This is a genomic window from Snodgrassella sp. CS2 (assembly GCF_050310315.1).
Lineage (GTDB): Bacteria > Pseudomonadota > Gammaproteobacteria > Burkholderiales > Neisseriaceae > Snodgrassella > Snodgrassella alvi_E.
In genome coordinates, this window is sequence record NZ_JBNPBA010000005.1 from 1 (window position 1) to 24,197 (window position 24,197).

The window sequence follows — 24,197 nt, forward strand, 5'->3', positions numbered from 1 at the left end:
TTGATGGCTTTGCTGCCTAGGCACATGCCTGCGGTAAACTGACTCTGGCGCTGCGCTTTTTTTAGGGCAAACTGGAAGCGTCTGGCTTCTTCTCCTGTCAGGGTGATGCTGTTGATGGCAAAACACGGGGTTTCGTTGGTTATCAGTTTGTCTGTCTGTGTTGGGTTTTCTTCTTGTGGCTGTAGACGAATATTTACTTCGGGCTGCATTTGCTGCTGAAACTGCTGCTGACGCTGCTGTTCGCGAATGATTTGCTGTTGCTGCTGACGGTCCAGCTGGGAAGCTACTTCTGATACCGGAGAGGCGTAAGCAGTTGCCATTCCATTGCTCAGCAGCCATACCAGCATGACAATTTTTTTAAACGCATTTCATTTAATGCTTATTGAATGTTAAAGTTAGTTAATTTTAAAGTTAGATTACGATAATTACAACTGAGTTGATTATTATCAGATAATGAAATGGAACATCATATCAAGAAAAATAGTGTTTATATTTTAAGAAATTTAAGTACAAAAAATATCATTATTATGATATATCTATTTGATTTTAATATAAATCTAAAATCGAATTACTGATATTGAATATATTCCTAAATCAGTATAATTTGAAAATTAATAAACTCTATATTAGCATTTTATTGCGATTATCAATACTTATTAATGATAAATTGCTATTTTATGTATTTATTTGGTATTTCTATTTAAATAATATAAATACCAATATAAGTTAAAGGTTTTTAATTAGTAGACAATAATATTTTTGTTTAGAATCAATATTCTAAGATAATTTACACATATTTTGCTGCTTATCGCATTTTTTGAGAAAGTTAAGCTATTTTTCTGAATAATTAAATAAGATATTGCATCTCTGTCACTTATTAAAAGAAAGCCGGATTGATAACCAATCCGGCCGGATAATTTTTCTTCTCATTCACGGCAAATATTTAGCATTTCATTTAATAAAAAACTTTGAAGCGTTCGGTATCGTCTATAAAGGTTTTCTCAGGGAAAGGTGCTTCATTGGAACCGAAAGGCATCATTGCGCGTAGTTTCCAACTATCGGGTATTTGCCATTCTTTGGCGGCAGCTGCATCTGGCAACGGGTTATAATGTTGCAGGCTGGCTCCGATTCCGGCATTGGCCAATGCTGTCCATACCGCAAACTGAGCTATACCGCTTCCCTGCTCTGACCAAATCGGAAACTGCTCAGCATAACTCGGATATTGCTGTTGCAGGCCGGCAATGGTTTGCAGATCTTCGTAAAACAATATGGTACCAATACCTGCGGCAAAGCCGTTGATTTTGGCTTCGGTAGGCGCAAATTTGTCGGCAGGTACGATGGCACGCAACTCATTCATAACGATATGCCAAAACTTTTCACTTTGCTGATTAAATAGAACCACAACGCGTGAACTTTGTGAATTAAAAGCAGATGGTGACAGCTTTACAGCTTGTTCTACCAATGCTGTGATTTCTTCCTGCTCCTGAGTAATATTCTTGCCAAGTGCATATTGGGTACGACGTTTTTCAATGGCTTCAATCAATGCATTGCTCATTTTAGTTCCTTTATCATTCTGTAATTAAATTATGAATTGCGAAACAACATCTATTACCATGTTAACGGAAAAAAAACAGTATTCCCACCCCTTGCGGCGAATACAAGTTTAATTTAAATGATGGTTAAAAATAATTTTATTATTTGTAAAACAATAATTAACAACTAAAAACAATTTTAATTTGCCTGAAAAACAGTGTGTTTAAGTGCTGGTTACTCAGCATTTCTTATCAGGAATTGATTTATTTATTCTGATTGGGGCAACTGAATGATATGAACAAACAAATTGTTTTTACATTATTTTTTATTTATAGAAATATAATTTCATCCAATATAGGGCGATTATCGGATGAAACAGTCTGATTTAATAAAGCAGTAAATGGCGCAATACAGCAGTAATGCCGACACTTAAAATAACGGTGGGCAATAGAGAAAATCGCCACGCCAGCAGTAGGGTGATGATTACTGCTAATAGATTGGCTGGCTGAGTTGTAGCAAAAGCCGGTGCAATCACCGCGATCAGTACACAGCCAGGAATGGATTCCAGTACGCGAGTGAGACGGGGACTCAGTTTTCGTCTACGGAGTAATAGATAGCCACTTATTCTTGTAATGTACGTTACTGCCGCCATGGCCAAAATGGTACATAAAGCCGATAAATCAATCATACGCCGCCATAATAAATGCCAGTGCCAGACCTGCCAGTGTACCCAGCAATACATACCAAGCACCTGGCAGCAAATTGTAAGTAACGATCGCTACTAACAAACTTACTACCCATGGGATAGCAGCTTTAATCCCTTTCCACATGCCCTTGATTAAAACCAGAAAGACGGCAACAAAGGCCATATCAAAACCATAATGGGAGACATCTCCAATAAGCGGTCCTATCAGAGCACCTAAGGTAGTGAAACCCACCCAGGACAGATAGAGGCCAACGCCACTACCAAGAAAAAAGTAATAACTGAATGTCTGCGCTGGAGATTTTCTAATATCGGTAAAAGTCAGTGCCCAGCTTTCATCACACATAAAAAAGAGGGAGGCAAGTACTTTACGTTTACTCAATGCGCTTAGGTAAGGGGTAAGTGCTGCACTCATAAGAATATGACGGCTATTGACGAGTAAAGTCATCAGAGCAATGAGGAGCATATGCGGCGGGGATGTCCATAAATTTACGGCAACGAATTCAGAACCACCAGCAAAGTTCAGAGCAGTAAGCAGTGATATTTCGCCTGTACTCATGCCCTTTTGGATAGCCTGTGCACCCAATACCATTGCGAATGGAATAAAGCTGAGCATAAGAGGCAGAGCGGTAATAAGCCCCCTTTTGATTTCCTGTACTGGTGAGGGTACGCTAGCTGTAGACACTTATCAAAAATTCCGATTTAACACAATAAATTAGAGACAGAATATATTTTTATTCACGCCAAAAACCGATTTCAGAACAGTAAATAGCATATCTTTACAGATAATAATGAAAGCAACATTATAATTGAGAAATGTAAGCTTATTCAATAATAATCTAAGTATATTCAACAGTGAAATAATAAAAAAATAGCTTAAAATGCTTGAGACTCAACAGCGTTGCCATGCCAGTAAAACAGGTATCAGGTTAGCCCAAGCTTCTTGCTCATGCGGCGAAAAATTTTAATTGATTTTTTAAACGACTAATTACCTATATTTATTATTCGGGTCAAAAATAAAATATTTAGCACCAAGTCAGTAATGATGCTGATAGTAAGCTATGTTTTACTTTCGATTTGCCTTCATTCAAAACTAATATCCATAGCTTCTATTTGGCAAGTTTTTGCCATTGTTTAGCCTAAGAGACTGTTGCAGAATTTATTTCCACTTTATCGATTATCTGATATCGGAAAATCCGAGACAATATCATATAAATTAATAATTATTTTCAGCAATTGGAAAACAAATCTCTCTTAGATTGATTAGAGAGATTACATTTTTTCTCTACTGGATTTTTTAAAAGCAAGAGCTGTGTTTTATTTAAACGGACTAAATAGAATACAGTGAGTTAATGATTACAATATAAATAGCTGATTTTATATCAGGACTTTTTATCCAATTTGCCAGATAGGCAGAATAAAGAAGTCCTGTTTTATACGTTAATTACTGATAAAAATGCACAATATCAATTAAATCTGAACGAGACATATCTCCGGGATTGTTTCCTTGTTCTCCTTCAGGAATAGGAATGCCCATTTTTTTGAAATGTTCTACCCAGTAAACTGGAAATTCGCCGGTCTCCTTAGATTTGAAGGTCATGGCGCGCAATGGAAATACTTCTTTACCATGATTGGCTTCTTTGAAAATCTGATAGATTAATTCGGAGCAGTAATATTGGTCGTTGTGAATATTAAAGGCATTATCGTACGGTTTGCCCACTTTCTGTTTGGCAAAAGTAATGGCAGAAGGGATCAGAGGCTGATATTGGGCTTTTAATCTGCCAACCACTGCACGTGGTGTACATTGTTGGTTTTTCGGATGCAAATAGGTTTGCACTGGGGTAATTCTGACTTTAGGCGGAGTGGCCTCAATGATGCTATTCTGACCATTTTTTTTCTGCCAGACGATGCCAACATGGGTAAAGTTATAGCCATCAAGCCCACTTGTAGCCGCTTTGATGGCGCTATTCATACCGCCATCACATTCTTCTATAAATATCAGGTCGCCGTTTTGCAGATGAAAAGGTTTCTGTGCATAGGCATTCAGGCTGAACAACAGGAAAACAACAGCGGTAAACCATGTTCGGATAAGTTTTTTACTCATGTCTGCATTTTAGAATAATTGGTAAATAATGGTTAATGATACAGTATTTATTTAGCCCAGTAAGAATTTACATGCTGGGTTGAAATAAATTAAGCTGTGTCAGTCCACGCTTTTGCCACGCTTGCGCTGAAAAATGCGGTAGCTGGCAGCAAAGGCGGCGATGGCGGCTCCAATCAGCGCACCTCCGATAAACATAGAAACCAGATCAACAGTTTTGCCTACATCCAGACTGTCTAATACTTGTTTGGCACTCAGTTTCTGGCTAGCCGGACTACTCATACCTTCAATCATATGGCGGTTATTACATTTGGGCAGCAAAGCCTGCTGGTCAGCTAACTGTGGATAAGTTTGTCTCACTTCAGTTTCGCACCGCTGAATTTGTGCTGGTGTTACCAGATTAAACCAGCCCCCAATATAAAGACCACCAGCCAGCAGACAGGCACCTACTATGCCTACCAGTACAGCAGAACCTCGTTTTTGCTCAGCGGCTGTTGCAGTAGTGTTTTTTTTGGCAGATTGTTGTTCGGCTTGACGTTTGATTTGTCGGGTTTTATTACTCACTTGCGCTTATTCCATGGCGACCAATTTAAGTTTTTAATCCGGCTATAATCCAAGTGGCTGTATCGTGCAGCCAGTTTAGTTTCGGTTTGAATAGCAGGATTACCAAAGATTTTGAGGTTGAATCATACCTGAAGCTGCTTCAATACGGTTAATTGTTGTAATGCTTCAGATAAATCAGACGGGTACTTATGCCACTATTGTCATCAGTGTTGCAGAAATTTCAGCTTAACGCCGGCTTTGGTTTTGGCCAGCATTTCACTAACGTTCTCACCCAGATGTAATGCCAGCCCGATGGTAAGCATGTCGATAACCATTAGCTGCAACAAGCGTGAAATCATGGGAGTGTATTTTTCACTGTCTTCAGGAGTAACCACGCTAATAACGCAGTCGCAGACCTGCGCTACCGGTGAACCGGCACGGGTAAGGCCGATAATTCGGGCACCATTGCCTTTGGCAATTTTAATGGCGTCTAATAAATCACGTGAAGAACCGGAATGGGAAATCACCACCAGCACATCCTGCGGTGACAATACAGCTGCTGCCATCAGTTGTACGTGACTGTCGGTATACGCCACGGTGGAAAGTCCAAAGCGAAACAGTTTGTGCTGTGCATCCATAGCCACGATACCGGAATTGCCAGCGCCATAAAATTCGATGCGCCGTGCTGTAGCCATCATTCTGACAGCGGTATCCAGTTCGGAAGCGTTCAGAGATTTGCGGCTACCGAGCACAGTAGCAGCCGTATTGGCAATAACCTTGTTCAGCACATCCTGCATGGAATCAGTGCTGTTGAGTTCTTCATGCACATAAGGCATGCCTTCGTGGCCAATGCTAGCAGAGAGATTAAGCTTGAATTCGGGTAGACCGCTGTAACCCATGCTGCGGCAAAAACGGATGACGGTAGGCTGGCTGACACGTGCTTCTTTAGCAATATTAGCCACGGCTGCATGCACAAACCATTTGGTTTGTGCCAGTACGCATTCGGCTACGCGTTTTTCAGCCGCTGATAACTCGGGCAGCTTCTGGCTGATTTTGGTTAACATACTACTCTCCTGTTTTGTGTCGCAACAAAACAGGAAAAGAATAATGTGTAATGATTACGTTCACAATAAATACCTGCTGATTTCTCTTGTATTACGCGTTTATCCTAACGATACGCTTAAACAATTGCAATATCTGTACTGCAATTTAGCGTTCTGGCAACGGCAGGTTAATTAGAACCGATTTATTGTGATTAATGACTTTATGAAAATTTTAAGCTACTGGTATGGCTTGTCTTTGCTTTTCAGCAGCGGAACTGACCCAATGCGTTGAAAATTATCTCCAGTAGACGCTGGTTATCGACGTGTTCCATTACATTGATTGGACTATGTTTCACTTCAGGCATGCCTACAGTGAGTCGCAGTGTGCCTTCTTTCCAGCGCCGGCTGCTGGCACGGGTACAGTCGCGGGTGGTGGATACATCTACAATATAAGGTGACGAGGTAGCAACATTACTGTCTATCAGTTTAGCAACGCATAATACGTCGTGAATCCAGCAACCAGCCAGATGGCGAGTTTGAATGGAATAGTCCATCCACGGACGTGAGGTGCGGACGATAAAGTCAGTAAGCGGATTAGCAAATTTTTCTAGCCTATCCAGATCCTGATGTGTGAGCATAGTCTGTGTGGTGGCATCCAGTGGTGCCAGGGTGATATTGGCCCCACTTTCAATCACAATTTTGGCGGCTTCAGGATCAACGGCAAAATTGGTATCTTTCAAATAGCCTTCTACTTTAAAAACACCACCCATAATAACAATTTCGGCCACAGAACGGGCGAAATCGGGATAAAGCTGAATTGTGTGAGCGATATTGGTTAACGGACCGATTGCCACCACAGTAATTTCGCCAGGATTGCTGCACACAAGCTCGCCAATCGCCTGTGCTGCATGCGGTGCACTGTTATCATTGAGTGGCAGTACCGGAGGTAAACTATCCCACAGTGACAGCAGACCTTGTTTGCGTACGTTATTATCCAGCTGTTCGCGCCAAGGAGCAGCAGGCTCTATCAGTGCCTGTGCGGCACCTTTAACGACAGGAATACTCTGATTTAGTTCCTGCATCAGTTGGCGAGCGACCTGATAGCCGGTGTCGCGCGGAGTATTACCGGCTACGATGGTAATGAGTTCGAGTTTGATTGAGTCTGCAGCCAGTGCCAGTGCCAATGCCAAACCATCATCTACATTTGCACCTGCAATGCCATTACCCGGATCACAGTCAATCACGATGCGCTTCATAAGGATTACCTATGCCTCAATTGCAACGGAGTCAGTAGCTGACTCCGTTATAGATGTTTCAATCTGATTGTATAAGCTCTAAATGGCGTCTTCCACTGCATTCAGATCGCGACCACGAGTTTCAGGAGCGAAGAATGTAGTGATAAAGCCAATACCAGCCATTAAAACAAAGTATATGGCAATAGGCCACCAAGTTTTATAATGATCAAACAAGGCTGAAGCAACTAAGGCTGCGGTACCGCCAGATAGAATGCCACCCAATTCTTTGGCCAATGCCATTTTGGAATAGCGGTTGCGCACGCCAAACAATTCTACGCCATAGGCTGCCTGCACACCAAAAATACCCAATGAAGCCAGACACATACCCACAACAATAATGCTAGCTACGATAAAAGGGTCCCGCGTTTCCAAAAACATATAAGCTGGCACGGCATACAGCATCAGCAGAAAGCAGAACCAGCGATAAACGATACGGCGTCCGTAGCGGTCAGACAACCAACCAGCAAAAGGAATCACAAAGAATCCTAACAATGAGGCGACAAATACCGCAGTGGTAGCCACAGTTTTATTCACATGCAGTATTTTAACTACATAGCCGATTACGAATCCTTGCGCGAGGTAAGATGGGCCATTTTCGCCGATTCTCAAGCCTAGCATCACAAAAAATGCTTTATTACGTGCCAGGAATGAAGTTTTGGCAGCTGGTGCCTGTTTGGCATTAGTAGTTTGTGAATCAGATTGTTTTGATTCGTTCTGTTCCTGCTCAAATACGGGTGTTTCGCGTACATGGCGGCGGATAAGTGTGGCAGCAACCGCAATCAGAGCACTGAGAATAAACGGAATACGCCAGCCCCAGCTATTCACATCTTCTGGATCAAGCATTAACACCAATAACCATACCGCAGACGCCACCAATGTGCCACTGTTGGAACCAATGCCAATAATAGAGGCAATCAGGCCGCGGTGTCTGGGTGGAGCATATTCTCCGAGCATAACTGTAGCACCAGAAAGCTCGGCACCGGCGCCAAAGCCTTGCACAAAACGCAATATCACCAGCATCAGAGGTGCCCATAGGCCGATAGTGGCATAGCTGGGAATAAAACCAATCAGAGTGGTGGAAATGCCCATCAGAGCGATGGTGGTGACCAGTACAAATTTTCTTCCTTTGCGGTCACCCATGCGCCCGAAGAAAACGGCACCAATTGGGCGTGCAATAAAGCCTACTGAATAAGTGGCAAAACTTGAAAGCAAAGCAATTGTCTGGGTTAATTCTGGAAAAAACACATCTCCAAATACTAGGCCTGCGGCGAGGCCGTATAAAGCAAAATCCACATATTCCATGGTGGTACCAAGCCAGCAGGAAAGTGTTGCCTTAATAAATTCCCGTCGTCCTTCAGGTGTGGCTAAACGTTGTTCAGCTGCGCTCTTCTTATGGCTGTCAACTGACGATTGTAAGTCACTCATTCAAATATCCTATGGTTACAAATCAGGGTGTTACTAGTTAAAACAAAAAGACTAAAACAAAATTTCCAGCACAAACTTGCTGCCAAAATAAGCCAGCATTAGGCTGACAAATGACACAATGACCCACCATGCCACTTTTTTTCCGCGCCAAGCCTGTGTATGGTGTCGGAGCAGGATAACCAAATAGATTAGCCACGACAGCACACCAAACACCGTTTTATGGGTTAAGCGTGCCGGCTCGCCAAACACGGCCTCGGAAAACACCGTGCCACTAACTGCCGCAATAGTCAGCAGCACAAATCCTGCTTGCAGACCCTGAAACATTAATTTCTCAATGGACAGCAATGGCGGCAGAAAAGATTGCTGAGGTACTGTTTTGCGTCGATGCAGATAATGGTTACGCACCAGCATCAGCACCGCCAGCAATGTGGTGATGCCAAATAGGGCATACGCCAACAATGCTGACAAAACATGTATCATGAATGCGCTATTATGCATGGGATAAGCGGTAGGCTGACCAGGCAGAAGCCAGGCCAACAGCAGCACCGCTGCCGAACAAGGAAACAGCGCCAGCTGCAATCCCTGTAAACGATAGCGAAAACTACCCACCCAATACAGCAGCACCATTAACCAGGTAATCAGATTGAGTGCGTGACCAAATCCCACCAACAGTACCCGTTGCTGCAACATTGGCTGCCATACTGTAAAAGTATGCAGCAGCAATACTGACAGCAACAGGAGCTGCTCACCTCGCAACGGATAGGGCACAGCAGTATGACGTTGCCAACACCGCCAGGCCAGCACCGAAAGTGCGGCATAGGCAAAAATAAGCACCAGCAGCAATAAGCTCATGATTTTTCCGCAGCAATAGCGCGCCAAAATTTGGCGCGCGTAGTGTAAAATAGGCATTTATTTATTGTGATGCCTGCTCAGAAACTGGGCAGGCATCACAACAGGTTGCCATTTTATAACCAAATTGCTTCTTATCCTACCCATTTACTGTGTGAATTGACCAGAAACAGGCAATTTTCACCCGACAGATACAGGCTGCTTACAATTAGCCGGAGATGGTTCCGATGTTAGATAATCTATCAGATCGCTTTAGTAAAATTGCGAAAACCCTGCGCGGACAAGCGCGTTTGAGTGAAGACAATATCAAAGATGCTTTGCGTGAAGTACGCATGGCATTATTAGAAGCCGATGTTGCCCTGCCAGTTGTAAAAACATTTATGGCTTCAGTAAAAGAACGTGCAGTGGGCCAAGAAGTCATTGGCAGCCTGACACCCGGACAAGCATTTATCGGAGTGGTAAATGATGCGCTCACCGAGCTGATGGGCACGCAGAACAGTAGTCTGAATCTGGCAGCAGTGCCTCCGGCAGTGATTCTGATGGCCGGTTTACAGGGGGCTGGTAAAACCACCACTGTCGGCAAGCTGGCACGCTTGCTGAAAAATGACCAGAAGAAAAAAGTGCTGGTAGTTTCTGCAGACGTGTACCGGCCGGCTGCGATTGAGCAATTAAAATTACTGGCTCAGCAGGTTGAAGTGGACTTTTTTCCGTCACACGAAGGTGAACAACCAGTAAACATAGCCTTAAATGCATTGGATCACGCTAAAAAGCATTTTTATGATGTGCTGATGGTGGATACCGCCGGCCGGCTGGCTATCGACCAGAAACTGATGGATGAAATCCAACAGATTCATGCCGCAATTCATCCGGTGGAAACTTTGTTTGTGGTTGATGCCATGCAGGGTCAGGACGCGGTAAATACGGCACAGGCATTTAATGATACCCTACCCCTGACTGGTGTAGTGTTAACCAAAATGGACGGTGATGCCCGTGGCGGTGCGGCGCTGTCGGTACGCCATGTAACCGGTAAGCCGATTAAATTTATCGGTGTAGGCGAAAAAATCAATGGTCTTGAACCATTCTATCCTGACCGTCTAGCCTCGCGCATTCTGGGGATGGGTGATGTACTGTCTTTGATTGAAGACGTGCAGAAAGGCATTGATGAAAAAACCGCGCAGCAGATGGCAAAAAAGCTGCACAAAGGCAAAGGTTTTGACCTGAATGACTTTAAAGCACAGATTCAGCAGATGCGCAAAATGGGTGGTATTGAATCGATTATGTCCAAACTGCCAGGTGACATGGGACAAATGGCCAAGCAGGTTCCAGAAGGCACCGCTGAAAAAGCCATGGGTCGGGTGGAGGCCATTATTAATTCGATGACGGCCAAAGAGCGCTCCAACCCTCAGTTGATTAAGGCCAGCCGCAAACGCCGTATTGCCAATGGCTCCGGTGTCAGTGTGCAGGAAGTGAATAAAATGCTTCGCCAGTTTGAACAATCGCAGAAAATGATGAAATCATTTACCAAAGGCGGCATGGGCAAGCTAATGCGCCTAGCTAAAGGCATGAAAGGTATTATGCCGCAATAATTTCTCCTCCTAACGCACTGCCTGAATTTTAATTCAGGCAGTTTTTTTATCTGACACTGCACATTATTATGCATTTAGTCTAAAATGATTATGGCAATTAAATTTGTCTTGATTACTTCAATATAAAATAAGGAGTACAATGATGCGTAAAATTAATGATAAAGGCTTTTTTTGAGCCAACCAGCAAACGCCGCAAAGGCTACCCGTCTGAAACCAGTGTAAAGCGTGGTCTGGTGCGGATTGTGCATGGCGATAAAGTTCTGCATGAAAAGCTCGGGCGCAATGACCGTTGCCCGTGCGGTTCTGGCCGCAGCTTTTAGGAAATGTTGCCTGAAATCAGGCTGCTTTCGATGGCAGTAACAGACATGATTATTACCGTTGATTATCCTCAGATAAACGGACACATTATTTAATCACCCTTTAAAAACTTTCCCCTGAATAAGCCTGTAAATCACTATTATTCAGGGGGAATTATTTATACTTAGATTCAGACATAAATTTTTGTTTTTAGCTATTTCCAGATTTTAATTTATCTATTCTAAGCCATTTGCACTATGGCTACTTCACAAGCCAATTAATACATTAGCAAAATATTACTCCTTATGTTCACACCTTAAGCTGTAATACTTTAGACATTAATGAAATTAATTTAATTACTGCTTGTACCATTCTTAAACTAAAACAACTATAAACATGGTTTCAACTTAGTTCTGCCACTATCTCTAGAATGACAAAAAAAATAGAAATAACATGTTATCAACAGTACCAGAAAGCAACGAGCCCACAATCACGACATACTATAAACTACATGCACAGATATATGCTCCTACCTCTTCTCAGCCAAAATATGTCCCCTTTTCCGGTACAATGTTCAACAAAATTTATTTTTAACCACAAACTTAATTTCCTTCCCAGCTACGTCGGCTTAATGCTGGCACATATGCCATAAAAAACAACTTATTGAGGCTGTGTTAATATTTTATCTGATGTCAGCATCAGATAAATATTTTGACACTAAAATACCTTTTTTGCTTGCTGCTCTAATTGTGCTGGCCAGCCTGTATTCAGCGCATAGGCTTGTAAGGCATACTGTCCTGGTTAGAAAAGCTTATCGAAGTAACGAAGCATATGGCTAAATATTATTCTATTAAAATTTAGAAGCTAATTGTTTCTGTTCACAATCTGATAAAAGTGCATCGTCTTAAACCATGCTTCTACGCATGGGTTATAATCAGACTCTTATTTTTTGATTTTTTGCTACTCATTAACCATGTTAAACACCCAATATTCTCCCAGTGAAATTGAAACCCGCTTGTATCAGCAATGGGAAGAACGCGGCTATTTTGCCCCGTCAATGGATTTAAGCAAACCATCGTTCTCTATTCAGCTCCCCCCGCCGAACGTAACTGGTACGCTGCATATGGGACATGCATTCAACCAGACCATTATGGACGGACTCACCCGTTATCACCGCATGAAAGGTGAAAATGTGTGCTGGATTCCTGGCTCAGACCATGCTGGTATTGCAACACAAATAGTGGTGGAACGACAGCTGGCTATGGAAAATATTTCCCGTCATGAGTTGGGTCGAGAAGCATTTATCGCCAAAATATGGGACTGGAAAAAATTTTCCGGTGGTACCATGGCCGAACAAATGCGACGTGTAGGATGTTCAGTAGACTGGAGCCGTGAATATTTCACCATGGATGATGAGCGAGCAAAAGTCGTGACCGAAGTATTTGTACGGCTGTTTGAGCAAGGGCTGATTTACCGTGGTAAACGGCTGGTAAACTGGGATCCAGTATTGGGTACTGCGGTATCTGATTTGGAAGTGGAAAATATCGAAGAAAACGGCCATATGTGGCACATCCGTTATCCGCTGGCTGATGATCCAGATAATGGCTTGATTGTGGCCACTACCCGCCCAGAAACTTTGCTCGGTGATGTAGCAGTAGCCGTCCATCCTGACGATGAACGCTATGCTGGCTTTATCGGGAAACAACTGATATTGCCTTTATCCGGCCGTACTATTCCAGTGATTGCCGATGAATATGTGGATAAAGAATTTGGTACCGGCTGTGTGAAAATCACACCAGCACACGACTTCAATGACTATGAAGTAGGTAAACGCCATCATACGGCACTGATTAATGTCCTCAGTCTGGACGCGAAAATTCTGTCACAAGCAGAAGTATTTGATTTTCAAGGGCAGGCACAGGCTGGCATCAATCTGCCGTCGCAATATGCTGGCCTAGACCGCTTTGCTGCGCGCAAACAAATGGTGGCCGACTTGGAAGCAGAAGGTCTACTTCTTAAGGTTGAAGAACACAAACTGATGACGCCTAAGGGTGACCGTACCGGCAGTGTGATTGAACCGATGCTGACCAACCAATGGTTCGTGGCCATGACGCGTAGCGCCAACAACGATGTAGCGCATCCAGAACCAGAATCGGAATTTAAAGGCAAATCCTTAACCGAAAAATGTATTCATGCAGTGGAAAGCGGACAAATACGCTTTATCCCAGAAAACTGGGTCAACACCTATAACCAATGGATGAATAACATTCAGGATTGGTGTATCTCACGCCAACTATGGTGGGGACATCAGATACCGGCATGGTATGACCAGAATGGCCGCGTGTATGTGGCACGCAATGCTGCCGAAGCACAGGCACAGGCCGGTACGGATGCGGTATTAACACGTGATGAAGATGTGCTGGATACATGGTTTTCTTCGGCACTGGTGCCTTTCTCTACGCTGGGCTGGCCGGAAGACACACCTGAATTAAAGGCGTTCCTGCCCTCTCAGGTGCTGGTAACCGGCTATGAAATCATTTTCTTCTGGGTAGCACGCATGATTATGATGACTACTCACTTTACCGGTAAAGTGCCGTTTCACGATGTGTATATTCACGGTATCGTGCGCGACAATGAAGGCAAGAAAATGTCCAAATCCGAAGGTAATGTCATTGATCCGGTGGATTTGATTGATGGTATCGATTTGGAAAACCTGCTCGTGAAACGCACCACTGGTTTACGCCGGCCGGAAAAAGCACCTCAGGTCATTAAAGCGACTCAAAAGCTGTTTCCTGACGGCATACCGGTATTTGGTGCCGACGCATTGCGCTTTACTATGGCAAGCTATGCTAGTCTTGGCCGCAGTATCAACTTTGATTTCAAACGCGCTGAAGGCTATCGCAATTTCTGCAATAAATTGTGGAATGCCAGCCGCTTTGTGCTAATGAATATTGAAAACCACGACTGCGGACAGGATGAAAGTCTGCCGTTAAGCTACAGTTTTGTGGATAAATGGCTGCTGACTCGTTTGCAACAAACCATTTCTGCCGTTAGCGAAGAATTAGATACATATCGCTTCGACATGGCGGCACAAACTTTATATGAATTTATCTGGAATGAATACTGCGACTGGTACGTGGAGCTAGCTAAAACCCAGCTGCAGCGCGGTGACGAAGCACAACAGCGTGCTACACGACGCACACTGGTACGGGTACTGGAAACAGTATTGCGCTTATTGCATCCGATTATGCCGTTTATTACAGAAGAGCTATGGCAAACCATCGCACCATTAGCTAATGCTAAAAACACCGACAGCATTATGCTGGCAGATTGGCCACAACCTGACGGTAGCTTGATTAACAGCGAAGCTGTAGACCAGATGCATTATTTGCAGGAACTGGTTAATTCCGTTCGCAATCTACGCGGCGAAATGGGGCTGGCGATGAGTGTGAAAGTGCCACTGTTACTTGAAAGTGCTGCTGATTTAAGCACGTTACTGCCCTATTTGCCACTGATGGCACGTCTGAGTGAAGCCACACAGGTGTCACATCTGCCAGAAAGTAACGATGCTCCCGTAGCAGTGTGTCAGGGCGCACGCCTCATGCTGAAAGTGGAAGTCGATAAAGCAGCTGAAACAGCACGCCTGCAAAAAGAAGCTGAAAAACTTCAGAAAAACATCGACAAGATAGCCGCCAAATTGTCCAAACCCGGCTATACCGATAAGGCACCGGCACATCTGGTTGAAAAAGACCGCAGTGAGCTGGCGCAATTACAGGACAGAATGGCCAAAATCCACTTACAATTGCAAAAATATCGTTAATTAAATTATTTATATTCTCACGATAGCCACCAGTCCGGCAGCATAATTAGCATAAATGGGTATCCGCCACAATGTGCTTATACTGTAAATCTGGTGGCTTCTTCATAGCTGTTGTGAATAGTGCATAATTTCAAAATCAGAATATTTAATTATTAAACAATCCATTAAACAACTACAATGTCTTTATTTTGTATTTGATTTACACATAATTATTCAATTTTATAATAATCTTCTGTAAAATTCCTGAACAATGTCTTATACCTTGGTTCATTATTCATACGCCATATGAACTAGATATACTGAAAGATTGGAGCAAACAGATGGCAAACACATCTAAATACTCATCCCTCAACATCATTTTGATTCAGACTCGTGAAGCATTACTTTCCCATTTCCGCCCCATGCTGAACGATATCGGAATTACAGATCAGCAATGGCGTATTATCCGCTTACTGGCAGAAAATGGTATTATGGACTTTCAGGAGCTGGCTAGACAGGCATGCATTCTGCGCCCCAGCCTCACCGGTATCCTGACACGACTGGAAAGGCTTAATTATGTAGTACGCCTGAAACCGTCTAACGACCAGCGCAGGGTGTTTCTGAAGCTAACGCCAGTAGGCGAGAAATTATATGAAGATTTCTGTGTAGCGGTAGATGCCCGTTATAAAGTGTTGGAGCAGCGTTTTACTCAGGAAAAACTACAGCAACTGGGTACCCTGCTGAAAGAATTTACTAATATCGCTGTTGATAAAGAAGAAAAAGAACCCTGACAACATGAACCAATCACCTTCAGCCATGGCTTTACTTTATCGCGAAGCCATGTCGAAAGTTGCCGCAGCAGTGCATGTCATCACCACAGAAGGGGAAGCCGGACGCTATGGTATTACCCTCACCGCAGTCGCTTCGGTAACCGACTCTCCCCCAACACTATTACTCTGCATCAATCGCAATGCTCGTATCCAACCGATTTTGCGCGCCAACGGACAATTATGCGTAAATGTTCTGGCGGCCTCTCAGCAAGATGTGGCGGAACATTTTGCAGGTATGACCTCAATTCCGGCTCATGAGCGGTTTTTGCAACACGATTGGCAGAATCACCAGCATACAACCCAGCCACAATTGGTGGGGGCACTGGCTCATCTGCATGGCCGTATTATTGACAGCCATGATATGGGCAGTCACAGTGTATTTTATGTGGCCATTGAGTACATTAATGTTAATGAACAGGACAATCAGGGTTTGCTGTATTTTCAGCGTCAGTTTACGCACACTGCTGTACCGGTATGTGAGGCAGGCTGCGTCTAAGCAGATATTTCACACTTTTGCTGCATTAAAGAGCGCGTCTGATAAACAATAACGGACTGCCCCTTATCGGAACAGTCCGTTTTCACTAGCGGATAAACTTATTTTACAATCTGTACTAGCTCACCAGCGGCATAACGGTTAGCCATTTTTTCCAGTGACACCGGTTTAATCTGTCCAGCGTGGCCAGCAGCACCAAACGCTACATAACGATCAATACACACCTGTTTCATTGCTTTAATGGTTTCGGTGAAGTATTTGCGCGGGTCAAATTCTGCCGGATGAGTAGCCAGAAAACGGCGAATGGCACCGGTGCTGGCCAAACGCAAATCGGTGTCAATATTGACCTTGCGCACACCGTACTTGATTCCTTCTACAATTTCTTCCACCGGCACGCCATACGTTTCCGGAATCTTGCCGCCATACTCATTAATCACCTGCAACCATTCCTGTGGCACGGAGCTGGAACCATGCATCACCAGATGGGTATTGGGCAGGCGTTCGTGGATTTCACGGATACGATCGATACGCAAAACATCGCCTGTCGGTTTGCGGGTAAATTTATAAGCGCCGTGGCTGGTACCGATGGCAATTGCCAGTGCATCCACACCGGTATCCTGGACAAAACGTGCCGCTTCATCCACACTGGTAAGCATCTGTTCATGGCTGAGCTTGCCGGCGGCGCCGACCCCATCTTCTTCACCGGCATCTCCGGTTTCCAGATTACCCAGACAACCGATTTCCCCCTCAACCGATACCCCGCACGCATGCGCCATATATACAGTTTTACGCGTCACATCTACATTGTATTCATAAGTAGAAGGTGTTTTAGCATCGCTCAACAAAGAACCATCCATCATTACAGATGAAAATCCCAGCTGAATAGAACGCTGGCACACTTCCGGAGAAGCGCCATGATCCTGATGCATCACTACCGGAATATGCGGAAATTCTTCTATAGCTGCCAAAATCAGATGGCGCAAAAATGGTGCACCGGCATATTTACGCGCACCGGCGCTGGCCTGCACAATCACCGGAGCGTTAACTTCATCGGCCGCTTCCATAATCGCACGCATTTGTTCAAGATTATTGACATTAAACGCCGGCAAGCCATAACTGTTTTCAGCAGCATGGTCGAGCAGTTGGCGCATAGAAACTAAAGCCATGAGGTTCTCCGTGTGTACTTGGCAATAATGGGTAAAAATTCGGCGCAATTATACCACCTTGCGCTTGGTTTGTAGGCATCACATGCAGAGTTGTGTCAGCGTGTGCATGCGGTCTGAAAGAAAGAGTCAGTGAAAAAAACGATTTGATCTTGTAGCACAGTTAAAGGTAGTTGGTCTCCCCGATTTACCGTCCGATGCAGCGGTAACCACCAGCGTAATAATCCATATTGCGGATGCAGCAATTGTACATCGTAAGCTCTGGCGGTCAGACAAACGTCAGTTACCTGTACCTGCACACCGTTTTCAAGGTCATAACACAAAGCCTGCTGCGGAATATAGAAATGGTCTGTCACATTATCACAGCCCAACAGACGTGCTGCCCATGCATCTGTTGGTCGCGCTAGCAGTGTTGCTGCATTGCCTTCCTGCACCCAGCGTCCTTGCCGCAACAGGCAGATACGGTCGGCCAGCGCAAATGCTTCCTGCGGGCTGTGAGTGACCAGTACAGCCGGACATTGCTGCTGGCGCAATAGGCGTAAGGTTAATTGCTGCAAACTACCTCGCAAGGTTGTATCCAGTGCAGAAAAAGGCTCATCCAGCAGCAAAGCCCGCGGTTGCAAAATCAGTGACCGTATGAGTGCTACTCGTTGCTGCTCCCCTCCAGACAACAACTCAACTGACTGCATTGCCATGTCAGCCAAACCCACTTCAGCCAGAAACTCTTGCGCCTGCTGCTTTGCCTGTGCCTTGCTGACCCCATGCATGCGCAAACCAAAAGCCACGTTCTGCCACACATTCAGATGCGGTAATAAAGCGTAGTCCTGAAACATGAGCCCGATACGGCGCTGCTCTGCCGGCAAAAACGTAATATCCGCTTCATCAATCAGGATTTGTCCGCTATCCGGCTGCACCAGACCGGCTGCCATATTCAGCAACGTTGATTTACCACTGCCGCTCTCACCAAGTACCGCCACCAGCTCACCATCAGCTACGTGCAGGCTTAAATCAGCAGCCACTACTTTGCGGCCAAATTGTTTGTTAACCTGCTGCCAACTCAGCATAAGTGTTGTTCCTTTTTGCTCTTACTCCATTCTAGCAACCCAAAAAAAAGCATAGCCAGCAACATCAGCAGCAAGGTCAGCACCATTGCTCTGTCATAATTATCCCGACCGGCCGTACTTAGATAATGGTAAATCAGGGTAGTTAGGGTCTGCCATTCTGGCCGTGATAGAAAAAGTGTGGCTGCGAATTCACCCACACAGGTTGCTGCCGCCAGTGCCAGCCCCCGCTGCAAGGCCGGCCGTAACAAAGGCAAAATCACATACAGCATCACCTGCCAGCTACTGGCACCCAACGTACGCGCAGCCTGTATATAACTGAGTGGTAAGCTGTCCCATGCGGACAGTACATCTTTGGTAATAAACGGATAGGCAAGCAATGCATATGTACATATCAACATGGTCAGCGAAGCCGTCCATTCCGGATAGCATAACAACAGCCCGAACGACACACATACAGGTGAGACCATGAACGGTAAAAAAGTCAGACTGCGTACCCATGTCCAGCGATGAGCCAGCGCCGCATGTGTCATGCCCAGCAGCAGTGCCAGTAGCATGGCCATTACAGTAAATCGTACCGTATTAAGCAGTGCCTGCCATGTACTACCATCCAGCAGCACTAACCAAGAGCTGCCAGCAAGTACGGCACGCCAGCCAACAGCCATAAGCGGCAGTACACAGCAACCTAGCAGTAGCAACAAAGCCAGTAACAGTGCCCATTTCTGCCATCTGACTGGTATCCGTGGTGGCAGCATTCGTACCATATTGGCCTGGGTGCTCAATCGGCTTACTAGCGCATACACCATACCCGATACAAACGTACTGGCCAGCACCCACAGTACCAGCACACCGGCCTGCGCCATATCCAGCTCATAGGCAATCAGCTGATAAATCTGTACTTCCAGCGTAATGTAATGCTCGCCGCCTAGCAATAAGGCTAGACCAAAACCCGAAAAACAATATAAAAACACCATGCACATACCGCCAGCTAGCCATGGCAGCAACTGCGGCAACTCCACTTGAATAAAGCGCTGCCACACACTGCTACCAAGCGTTTGCGCTGCATAAAGACGCGATGCCGGCACTTGACACAAGCCTTGATAGACTGCACGCACCATTACTGGTAAATTAAAAAACACATTGCCGTACAACAATAACCAAGGCGTACCCTCCCAGCCACGCCAAAGCAAACCTTGTGACCCAAATAGCGCCAAAATTCCTACACCGGCCACCAGTGTTGGCATTACAAACGGAAGCATGACCAACCGCAGTACCAGATTGCGGCCAGCAAACTGCCACCGCGTAATCGCCCATGCCACCGGCACGCCCAATAGCAAAGTCAGCAAACTACTGCCGGCAGCCTGCAAAGTTGTCCACCCGAGCAGACGGCGCATATATTCGTCCTGCCACACCATGTGGAAACTGGTTGCATTAGTTTGTTGCAGCATCGCCCCCAGAGGTAACACTACTACAGCCAGCAAAAACCCCAGCGGCAGCAATAACAGCAAGTACGGCAGCTTTCCTCCCACTCTGCCGGCGCCGACTTTCAGGCTGTTCAGCTTCATATGCACTGTTTTATTACCTTTACCTTAACGCTTACCAAAATCAAACAGGGCATTAGCATGCCCCGTTTAATTAAGTTCTGTCTGATGTCACACAGACCTAACCGCAGGTCTAACTTCTTAGCGTTGCACTACCTTTACCCATTGTTTCACCCAGCTTTGCTGTTTGGCGGCCATATCTGCCATCGTTGGCTGCACAACTTTAGTGGGAATACTGATGTGTGCGTATACCGGTGGCAATGACACCCCCTTCACGGCCGGATAAACCCACATAGATGTCGGTATGGCACTTTGCACCTGATTACTTTGCAGATACTGCACCAATTTTGCCGCCAATGCCGGCTGGCTAGCATGATTCAATACCGCCGCACCTTCTATTTGGCGGAATACCGCTCCTTTAAAGCGCAGATCTCCGGTTGGTGGCGTAGTATATTTCCCTTTACCGTAATATACTTCAGCTACGGGACTGGAAGCATAGCTTACGACCAGCGGTCGGCTGCCACCATTCAGCGTGAAATCAGTGTAGTAGGCTTCACTCCAGCCCTTAGTCACTTTGACACCATTTTGACGCATTTTTGCCCACCACTGCCATGTAGCCTGCTCCCCTAGACCGCCGATATTCGCCAGCAAAAACCCCAATCCCACCGTTGATGTAGCAGGGCTCGGCATCACCAGCAAATCTTTGTAAGCCGGACTGGCAAGATCTTCTAAAGACCGAGGCAAGGGTTTTTTATGTTTCTGAAACCAAGCCTTATCATAATTAATGGTAATGTAGCCGTAATCGATAGCCAGTGCCTGAGGCAAATCAACATTCACTGCACGGCTGGCCGGCTGAGTGGTGGCAAAGAGCTGATATTGTTGCGCCTTGCTGATATTGCTGTTGTCTAGACCATATACGGCATCGGCAATCGGTTTGCCGCGGGTAAGAATGAGCTTATTCAGCATCTCATTACCGCTGCCTACCTTAATTAAGGTTAACTTAACCTGATTTTGTTGCTCAAATCCGGCTAGAACATTTTTCGGTAAAGCAAAAGAATCATGTACCGCGAGACGCACCTCAGTCTGTGCCTGTGCCCATATCGCAGCCAGCATGCACAACGTACCGATTAACCACTTACCCGCTTTCATTCCAGCCTCCAGTTGTTAAAATTATCTATATCGTGCCTGCAATCATACCTGTTTTACGCGTATATAGTAAAAACCTGACGCCATCTTACAAACCATGACAACTCATTACTGGATTTTCGACCTAGACAACACCTTGCATTATGCAGATGCCGGCATCTTCAACGTCATTAATCAGAATATGACACACTTTCTGGCTTCTCAACTGCACATTGATCAAATTGCCGCTTCACAACTACGCCAGCAATATTGGGACGATTACGGTGCTACACTTATTGGAATCGGCCTGCATCATCCTGAAATTAATCTGCACGAATTTCTGCTTGCCTGCCACCCACTTGAAAAGCTTCTGCCTTTGCTTAAACCCATGCCTGAGCTATCACAGACACTGACCTATCTACATGGGCACAAGATAGTTTTTTCCAATGGTCCCAGCCACTATGTACAGGCACTAATCAAAGCAATGGGAATCCAGCAATATTTTCATGCAGTAATTGGAACGGATAATGTAGAAATGCACTGTAAACCCCATCCCCATGCATATCACAGCCTATGCCGACAGCTACATATTCATCCTCAGCAATGCATTATGGTTGATGACAGCCCAGCCAATCTGCACACTGCACATATGCTGGGCATGCGTACTGTATGGTATGGTCCACAGAGTTATCCGAGAGCAAATATTGATGCTGCAGTTACTGATATGGCAGGCCTGCGCGACATTGCGCTTACCTTATTGTGAAAGCTATACGTCAGCACACAAATTCTCTACAATAACAGACTACAAATCACCAACCACAAAGGATAACACCATGCGTGCGGGAATCTGCTTGATATGCACAATACTGGCACTCAGCGGCTGTACATGGGAAACTTATCAGGATGCCACCGGCCAGACCAGATTGCGCCAGAAATATGAACCGGGTACACGCGTGGTGTATCAGGATGGTACTTATTCCCACAACATGCTGTACAACAAAATGCGCCCCGAACCACATGCTATGAAACCTGGGGTGGGCGACGTTAATGAAAAGCTGCCGGCTCACACCAAGTGGGATCAGCCAGAAAGCAGTGCTGAATAAACTGCGTTTAAACACACAGGGCTGCCGGAATCAGACTTGATTACCTGCAGCCCCTTTTCACATCCATACACATATAGATATATGGCTACTTCATCCCTTAATATCGTTATCCTCGCTGCTGGTAAAGGCACCCGCATGTATTCACGTCTGCCTAAAGTTCTGCATGAAATAGGCGGCATCAGCATGTTGGAACGGGTGATCCACACAGCGCAGAGTCTGAACCCTGACAGCATAAGCGTGGTTATCGGCCATGGTAAAGAGCTAGTAAGGCAACGCATTCAGGCGAATGTACACTGGGTCGAACAGGACCAACAGCTTGGCACTGGCCATGCAGTTAAAATGGCGTTACCCAATCTGGCAGACGGCGGACGCACCCTGATACTCTATGGCGACGTGCCCTTAATAGACCAGCAGACACTAGCGGATTTACTTAGTATCGCTGGTGAAGATGTCGCTCTACTTACCGACGTTCTCGACAACCCCACCGGCTATGGCCGCATCATCCGCCAGCAAGGCAACGTAGTCGCCATCGTTGAAGAAAAAGATGCCAGTGCTGCCGAAAAAGCCATCTGCGAAACCAACACCGGCATCTTTGTTTTGCCCAACCGCAAACTGGCGCAATGGCTTAATGCCTTGCAAAACCACAACGCTCAGCAGGAATACTACCTAACCGACGTAATCGCACTAGCACAACACGATAAAATCCCTGTACACCCTCTACAGGTACGTGCCTCATGGCTAGCGGCAGGTGTCAACAATAAGCTTCAACTTGCGCAGCTAGAAAGGATTTTGCAACAGCAACAGGCCAACGCCCTGCTTCAGGCCGGCGTAACCCTGCGTGATCCGGCGCGCTTCGATTTACGTGGCCAGTTAAAACACGGACAGGACGTCATCATCGATGTAAACGTCGTACTTGAAGGCAACATAGAACTGGGCGACAACGTCAGCATTGGTGCCAACTGCGTCATAAAAAACGCTACCATTGGCGCAGGTACTGTAATCCAACCCAACTCGCACCTAGATAACTGCGTTATCGGCAGCAACGCGCAAATTGGTCCGTTTGCTCGTCTGCGACCACAGGCACAGATTGGTGATGCCGTACACATCGGCAACTTTGTTGAAGTCAAAAACAGCACCATTGGCTATGGCAGCAAAGCTAACCACCTTACCTATCTGGGCGATGCCACCATTGGCGAACAAACCAATATCGGTGCCGGCACCATCACTTGCAACTACGACGGCGTCAATAAATACCGTACTGTCATCGGCAACCAAGTACGCATCGGTTCCGGCAACATGCTGGTAGCGCCAATCACCATTGGCGACCGTGCCACCACCGGTGCCGGCAGTACTTTGAGCAGAAACTGCCCGCCAGATAAGCTCACTCTGGCCCGCAGCCGGCAAACTACCTTGAACGAATGGCAGCGCCCTGAAAAAAAACCACAGGAATAATCCTGCCATCATAGTCAGCCTCAGCACATCTCGCTTAGCCAGATGTGCTGAGAAACTAGCGCTACCACCTATCTTCCTTTTTGTACCTTTCCCAAAACTGACTAAAAATCTGTATACATCCTTACACAAGCAGCAGTAAATTCAACACATTGAAATTATAATCTGCAAAACCAACACAGATATTAGCGCTTTCTTGACATTACTGCTTAACCACAGTAACTCCCTTAGCAAACCTTGCATGCAAATTAACAAGCA

Annotated in this window: 21 protein-coding genes and 1 pseudogene; 8 read left to right on the top strand and 14 right to left on the bottom strand. The window is 45.4% G+C overall.

Features of this window, described 5'->3' with window-relative positions; all coding sequences use genetic code 11:
• The 10 genes and pseudogenes from ACQP6D_RS08065 to ACQP6D_RS08110 form a co-directional block, all read right to left on the bottom strand.
• Positions 1–347: pseudogene (locus ACQP6D_RS08065) on the bottom strand (hypothetical protein); the annotation flags it as partial.
• A 608-nt stretch (positions 348–955) separates the two neighbouring features.
• Positions 956–1,555: a nitroreductase family protein gene (locus ACQP6D_RS08070; protein WP_427857898.1), complete on the bottom strand. Its 600-nt coding sequence runs from the start codon at positions 1,553–1,555 to the stop codon at positions 956–958.
• A 363-nt stretch (positions 1,556–1,918) separates the two neighbouring features.
• On the bottom strand, positions 1,919–2,221 hold the full coding sequence (locus tag ACQP6D_RS08075; RefSeq protein ID WP_100140690.1) for an AzlD family protein: 303 nt from the start codon (positions 2,219–2,221) through the stop codon (positions 1,919–1,921).
• Positions 2,214–2,921 carry an AzlC family ABC transporter permease gene (locus ACQP6D_RS08080; RefSeq protein WP_267403818.1) on the bottom strand — a complete coding sequence of 236 codons (708 nt, stop codon included), beginning with the start codon at positions 2,919–2,921 and terminating at the stop codon, positions 2,214–2,216. The genes ACQP6D_RS08075 and ACQP6D_RS08080 overlap by 8 nt, the downstream gene beginning before the upstream one ends.
• Positions 2,922–3,680: 759 nt before the next feature.
• A complete protein-coding gene (locus ACQP6D_RS08085) occupies positions 3,681–4,340 on the bottom strand; it encodes a YiiX/YebB-like N1pC/P60 family cysteine hydrolase (protein WP_367430095.1) in 660 nt (219 codons plus the stop codon).
• A 99-nt stretch (positions 4,341–4,439) separates the two neighbouring features.
• Positions 4,440–4,901, bottom strand: a complete 462-nt coding sequence (locus ACQP6D_RS08090) for a hypothetical protein (RefSeq protein ID WP_267391604.1) — start codon at positions 4,899–4,901, stop codon at positions 4,440–4,442.
• Positions 4,902–5,104: 203 nt separating this feature from the next.
• Entirely contained in the window at positions 5,105–5,944 is an 840-nt protein-coding gene (locus tag ACQP6D_RS08095) for a MurR/RpiR family transcriptional regulator (RefSeq protein WP_100140695.1), read from the bottom strand.
• A 242-nt stretch (positions 5,945–6,186) separates the two neighbouring features.
• Positions 6,187–7,179, bottom strand: coding sequence for a nucleoside hydrolase (locus ACQP6D_RS08100; protein ID WP_267391601.1), 993 nt, complete (start codon positions 7,177–7,179; stop codon positions 6,187–6,189).
• Between the two features lie 78 nt (positions 7,180–7,257).
• Positions 7,258–8,643, bottom strand: coding sequence for an MFS transporter (locus ACQP6D_RS08105; protein ID WP_427857899.1), 1,386 nt, complete (start codon positions 8,641–8,643; stop codon positions 7,258–7,260).
• Positions 8,644–8,694: 51 nt separating this feature from the next.
• Positions 8,695–9,495, bottom strand: coding sequence for a cytochrome C assembly family protein (locus tag ACQP6D_RS08110; RefSeq protein ID WP_100140783.1), 801 nt, complete (start codon positions 9,493–9,495; stop codon positions 8,695–8,697).
• A 224-nt stretch (positions 9,496–9,719) separates the two neighbouring features.
• Between ACQP6D_RS08110 and ffh the strand changes: the two genes are divergently transcribed.
• The 5 genes from ffh to hpaC all read left to right on the top strand — a co-directional run bounded on the left by ffh (position 9,720) and on the right by hpaC (position 16,500).
• Positions 9,720–11,078, top strand: a complete 1,359-nt coding sequence (gene ffh / locus ACQP6D_RS08115; protein ID WP_427857900.1) for a signal recognition particle protein — start codon at positions 9,720–9,722, stop codon at positions 11,076–11,078.
• Between the two features lie 155 nt (positions 11,079–11,233).
• A complete protein-coding gene (locus ACQP6D_RS08120) occupies positions 11,234–11,398 on the top strand; it encodes an SEC-C metal-binding domain-containing protein (RefSeq protein WP_100140699.1) in 165 nt (54 codons plus the stop codon).
• A gap of 950 nt (positions 11,399–12,348) precedes the next feature.
• Complete coding sequence (locus tag ACQP6D_RS08125) at positions 12,349–15,195, top strand: valine--tRNA ligase (RefSeq protein WP_427857901.1); 2,847 nt, start codon at positions 12,349–12,351, stop codon at positions 15,193–15,195.
• 320 nt (positions 15,196–15,515) lie between these two features.
• On the top strand, positions 15,516–15,965 hold the full coding sequence (hpaR, locus tag ACQP6D_RS08130; protein WP_100140701.1) for a homoprotocatechuate degradation operon regulator HpaR: 450 nt from the start codon (positions 15,516–15,518) through the stop codon (positions 15,963–15,965).
• 4 nt (positions 15,966–15,969) lie between these two features.
• Complete coding sequence (gene hpaC / locus ACQP6D_RS08135) at positions 15,970–16,500, top strand: 4-hydroxyphenylacetate 3-monooxygenase, reductase component (RefSeq protein ID WP_367419016.1); 531 nt, start codon at positions 15,970–15,972, stop codon at positions 16,498–16,500.
• A gap of 98 nt (positions 16,501–16,598) precedes the next feature.
• On the opposite strand, the gene fba is transcribed toward hpaC, so the two are convergent.
• The 4 genes from fba to ACQP6D_RS08155 all read right to left on the bottom strand — a co-directional run bounded on the left by fba (position 16,599) and on the right by ACQP6D_RS08155 (position 21,411).
• Complete coding sequence (gene fba, locus ACQP6D_RS08140) at positions 16,599–17,663, bottom strand: class II fructose-bisphosphate aldolase (RefSeq protein ID WP_369608584.1); 1,065 nt, start codon at positions 17,661–17,663, stop codon at positions 16,599–16,601.
• Positions 17,664–17,758: 95 nt separating this feature from the next.
• Positions 17,759–18,724, bottom strand: a complete 966-nt coding sequence (locus tag ACQP6D_RS08145) for an ABC transporter ATP-binding protein (protein WP_427857902.1) — start codon at positions 18,722–18,724, stop codon at positions 17,759–17,761.
• On the bottom strand, positions 18,718–20,286 hold the full coding sequence (locus tag ACQP6D_RS08150; protein ID WP_427857903.1) for an ABC transporter permease: 1,569 nt from the start codon (positions 20,284–20,286) through the stop codon (positions 18,718–18,720). Before ACQP6D_RS08150 ends, ACQP6D_RS08145 begins: the two co-directional genes overlap by 7 nt.
• A gap of 117 nt (positions 20,287–20,403) precedes the next feature.
• Positions 20,404–21,411: a thiamine ABC transporter substrate-binding protein gene (locus ACQP6D_RS08155; protein ID WP_367430115.1), complete on the bottom strand. Its 1,008-nt coding sequence runs from the start codon at positions 21,409–21,411 to the stop codon at positions 20,404–20,406.
• Between the two features lie 94 nt (positions 21,412–21,505).
• On the opposite strand from ACQP6D_RS08155, the gene ACQP6D_RS08160 reads away from it, so the two are divergent.
• From ACQP6D_RS08160 to glmU, 3 genes are all read left to right on the top strand, one after another.
• Entirely contained in the window at positions 21,506–22,150 is a 645-nt protein-coding gene (locus ACQP6D_RS08160; RefSeq protein ID WP_367486820.1) for a pyrimidine 5'-nucleotidase, read from the top strand.
• Positions 22,151–22,220: 70 nt separating this feature from the next.
• Positions 22,221–22,490, top strand: coding sequence for a spore cortex protein (locus ACQP6D_RS08165; protein WP_100140707.1), 270 nt, complete (start codon positions 22,221–22,223; stop codon positions 22,488–22,490).
• 81 nt (positions 22,491–22,571) lie between these two features.
• Positions 22,572–23,942, top strand: coding sequence for a bifunctional UDP-N-acetylglucosamine diphosphorylase/glucosamine-1-phosphate N-acetyltransferase GlmU (gene glmU / locus ACQP6D_RS08170; protein WP_369608585.1), 1,371 nt, complete (start codon positions 22,572–22,574; stop codon positions 23,940–23,942).
• Positions 23,943–24,197: the final 255 nt, after the last annotated feature.

Bases quoted from the DNA above. Each gene is read 5' to 3' on its own strand.
- ACQP6D_RS08070 (WP_427857898.1), bottom strand. From the start codon at position 1,555: ATGAGCAATGCATTGATTGAAGCCATTGAAAAACGTCGTACCCAATAT.
- ACQP6D_RS08075 (WP_100140690.1), bottom strand. From the start codon at position 2,221: ATGATTGATTTATCGGCTTTATGTACCATTTTGGCCATGGCGGCAGTA.
- ACQP6D_RS08085 (WP_367430095.1), bottom strand. From the start codon at position 4,340: ATGAGTAAAAAACTTATCCGAACATGGTTTACCGCTGTTGTTTTCCTG.
- ACQP6D_RS08095 (WP_100140695.1), bottom strand. From the start codon at position 5,944: ATGTTAACCAAAATCAGCCAGAAGCTGCCCGAGTTATCAGCGGCTGAA.
- ACQP6D_RS08100 (WP_267391601.1), bottom strand. From the start codon at position 7,179: ATGAAGCGCATCGTGATTGACTGTGATCCGGGTAATGGCATTGCAGGT.
- ACQP6D_RS08105 (WP_427857899.1), bottom strand. From the start codon at position 8,643: ATGAGTGACTTACAATCGTCAGTTGACAGCCATAAGAAGAGCGCAGCT.
- ACQP6D_RS08110 (WP_100140783.1), bottom strand. From the start codon at position 9,495: ATGAGCTTATTGCTGCTGGTGCTTATTTTTGCCTATGCCGCACTTTCG.
- ffh (WP_427857900.1), top strand. From the start codon at position 9,720: ATGTTAGATAATCTATCAGATCGCTTTAGTAAAATTGCGAAAACCCTG.
- ACQP6D_RS08120 (WP_100140699.1), top strand. From the start codon at position 11,234: ATGATAAAGGCTTTTTTTGAGCCAACCAGCAAACGCCGCAAAGGCTAC.
- ACQP6D_RS08125 (WP_427857901.1), top strand. From the start codon at position 12,349: ATGTTAAACACCCAATATTCTCCCAGTGAAATTGAAACCCGCTTGTAT.
- hpaR (WP_100140701.1), top strand. From the start codon at position 15,516: ATGGCAAACACATCTAAATACTCATCCCTCAACATCATTTTGATTCAG.
- hpaC (WP_367419016.1), top strand. From the start codon at position 15,970: ATGAACCAATCACCTTCAGCCATGGCTTTACTTTATCGCGAAGCCATG.
- fba (WP_369608584.1), bottom strand. From the start codon at position 17,663: ATGGCTTTAGTTTCTATGCGCCAACTGCTCGACCATGCTGCTGAAAAC.
- ACQP6D_RS08145 (WP_427857902.1), bottom strand. From the start codon at position 18,724: ATGCTGAGTTGGCAGCAGGTTAACAAACAATTTGGCCGCAAAGTAGTG.
- ACQP6D_RS08150 (WP_427857903.1), bottom strand. From the start codon at position 20,286: ATGAAGCTGAACAGCCTGAAAGTCGGCGCCGGCAGAGTGGGAGGAAAG.
- ACQP6D_RS08155 (WP_367430115.1), bottom strand. From the start codon at position 21,411: ATGAAAGCGGGTAAGTGGTTAATCGGTACGTTGTGCATGCTGGCTGCG.
- ACQP6D_RS08160 (WP_367486820.1), top strand. From the start codon at position 21,506: ATGACAACTCATTACTGGATTTTCGACCTAGACAACACCTTGCATTAT.
- ACQP6D_RS08165 (WP_100140707.1), top strand. From the start codon at position 22,221: ATGCGTGCGGGAATCTGCTTGATATGCACAATACTGGCACTCAGCGGC.
- glmU (WP_369608585.1), top strand. From the start codon at position 22,572: ATGGCTACTTCATCCCTTAATATCGTTATCCTCGCTGCTGGTAAAGGC.